The sequence below is a fragment of the Streptomyces sp. NPDC058459 genome, assembly GCF_042721685.1.
In the GTDB taxonomy this organism is placed as follows: Bacteria; Actinomycetota; Actinomycetes; order Streptomycetales; family Streptomycetaceae; genus Streptomyces.
Genome location: NZ_JBHXLV010000387.1, coordinates 1 through 2,400, shown reverse-complemented (window position 1 = coordinate 2,400; position 2,400 = coordinate 1). Strand labels below are relative to the sequence as shown.

The 2,400-nt window shown below is 75.5% G+C and carries 2 protein-coding genes; both read left to right on the top strand.

Going from position 1 to position 2,400, the window contains the following annotated elements:
• Window positions 1-1,449: amino acid adenylation domain-containing protein (locus tag ACFWN1_RS32930; protein ID WP_384370326.1), on the top strand; the 1,449-nt coding region annotated here is incomplete at its 5' end.
• A 66-nt stretch (window positions 1,450-1,515) separates the two neighbouring features.
• Window positions 1,516-2,400 (top strand): MFS transporter (locus tag ACFWN1_RS32925; RefSeq protein ID WP_384370323.1); only part of this gene is annotated, 885 nt, incomplete at its 3' end.

The following is a 2,400-nucleotide window of genomic DNA, read 5'->3' as shown; positions in this document are numbered from 1 at the left end:
GGCCTGGAGGACACCGTGCTCGTCGGGGTCGGCCGGGGCGCCGACTGGGCCGTCGCACTTCTGGGCGTCTGGTACGCCGGCGCCGCCCCGCTACTCGTCGATCCCGCGGCCCCCGAGGAGCGGCTGCGTGCCCTGTTGGCTGCCGCGGGCACCCGGCACGCGGTGGTCACCGGCCACGCCGCCGCGGCCCGCCTGCACGACCGCTGCGGGGTGGAACTGTTCTGGGCGGGGGCCCGCGGTGACGCCCCCGACGCCGGGGGCCGGGAAGCCGGCCCCGACCCGGTCGCCGTCCCGCCGGAATCGCTCGCCTACGTCCTGTTCACCTCCGGCTCGACCGGCAGGCCCAAGCCGGTCGCCGTCGGTCACGCGGGCCTCGCCCGGCAGACCGGTGCGCTCGCCGGGCGCTACGGCCTGACCGCGGCGGACAGGGTCCTCCAGTTCGCCGCGCCCGCCTTCGACGTCGCTCTGGAGGAGGCTCTGCCCACCTGGTGCACGGGCGGCACGGCGGTGTTCGTCGACGACAACGTGGTCTCACCCGCCGAGCTGGAGCCCTTCCTCACCGAACGGGCCGTCACTCTCGTCAACCTGCCCACCCCCTACTGGTCGCAGTGGGTCCGGGACGTGCGGCACCGGCCCCGTCCGTTGCCGGCCGCCCTCCGGCACGTGGTGATCGGCAGCGACGCGGGCCGCACCGCCGACCTCGTGCGCTGGTACGCCGCCGGCGGGCCGCCGGTGACCAGTTCCTACGGCCTCACCGAGTCCACCATCACCGCCACCTGCCACGAGGCGCGCCCCACGACGCTCCCGGTCGCCGACGAGGTCATCCCGCTCGGCGTCCCGTTGCCGGGAGTGCGCGCCTACGTCCTGGACGAGACGCTGACGCCCACGGCCGACGGCGGGGCCGGGGAGCTGTACCTCACCGGACCCTGCCTGGCTCGTGGCTACCACGGCCGCCCCGCCCTGACCGCCGAGCGCTTCGTCGCCGACCCGTTCGCCGCCGGGCCGGGGCAGCGGATGTACCGCACCGGAGACCGGGTGCGGCGGGGTCCCGACGGCTCCTTGCGCTTTCTCGGCCGCATCGACGACCAGGTGAAGATCCGGGGGCACCGAGTGGAGCTGAAGGAGGTCGAGGCCGCCGTCGCCGCCCACCCGGACGTGGTGGACGTCGTCGCGCGCGCGGTCCGGCACCGGGGCGAGCCCCAGGTGGCCGCCTACGTCGAGATCGTCCCCGGCCGGCCGCTCGACGGCCACGCGGTGCGCCAGGACGTCGCCTCCCGGATGCCGGCCCACCTCGTCCCGGCACGGGTGTGCGTCCTGCCCCGGCTCCCGCGGACTCCGGGCGGCAAGCTCGACGTACGTGCCCTCCCCGATCCGTTCCCTCCGGAGACGGAAGACTCGACTCCCCCGGGGAGTGCGGTCGGGCGACCGCCGCTGCACGAGACCGTCTGAACCACCGAACGCCAGGGCGGGTGCCCCCCGCCCTGGCCCTCACGACCACCAGAGAAGGGCCCGCTCGTGTCCCAGCCCACCGCCGCCCCCGAACCCGCCGCCGGCGCGGACGCCGCCCCCGGTCCGGAGACGACCTCCGGTCCCGAGACCGCCCCGGGACCGCGGGGAGGCCCCGATCCCTCCTCCCGGCAGCGCCGGGACTTCCGCCGGTTCATGGGATCACACGTGTGCAACGAACTCGGCAACAGCATCACGTACGTCGCCCTGCCCCTCACCGCGGTGATCACCCTGCACGCCTCGGCGTGGGAGGCCGGTCTGCTGGCCGCCGCCGAGAGCGCCGCCTTCCTCCTGCTCGGGCTGCCGGCCGGCGCCTGGGTGGACCGGATGCGGCGGCGCGACGTGATGCTCGCCGCCGACCTGGCGCGGACGGTGCTGCTCACCGCTGTGCCGGTGGCCTGGCTGCTGGACATCCGCTCCATGTCGCTCCTCTACACCGTCGCCCTGCTGCTGGGCTGCGCGCGGCTGTTCGGCGATGTGGCCGATCAGAGCTACCTGCCCACCCTGGTGGGCCGGTCGACGCTGATCGAGGGTAACTCGCGTCTGGAGACGGTGCGCTCGGGCGCCGAGCTGGCGGGTCCCGGCATGGCCGGCTTCCTCGTCCAACTCCTCGGCCCGGCGGGCACCCTGGCCGGACAGGCCGTCACCTCCCTCGCCTCCGCGGTCCTGCTCGGCCGCATCGAGGCGCGTGAGGAACGGCCCGCCGCGCCGCGGTCCGGACGCGGTGGCCTCGTGCCGCAGATCAAGGAGGGCCTCCACCACGTCCTCCGCCACCCGGTGCTGCGGCTGATCGCCCTCAGCACCGCGTCGGTGAACCTCTGCCTCAGCGGTGTCTTCGCCCTGGAGACCCTCTTCCTGACCCGCACCGTGGGGCTGCCGCCCGCGGCCGTGGGC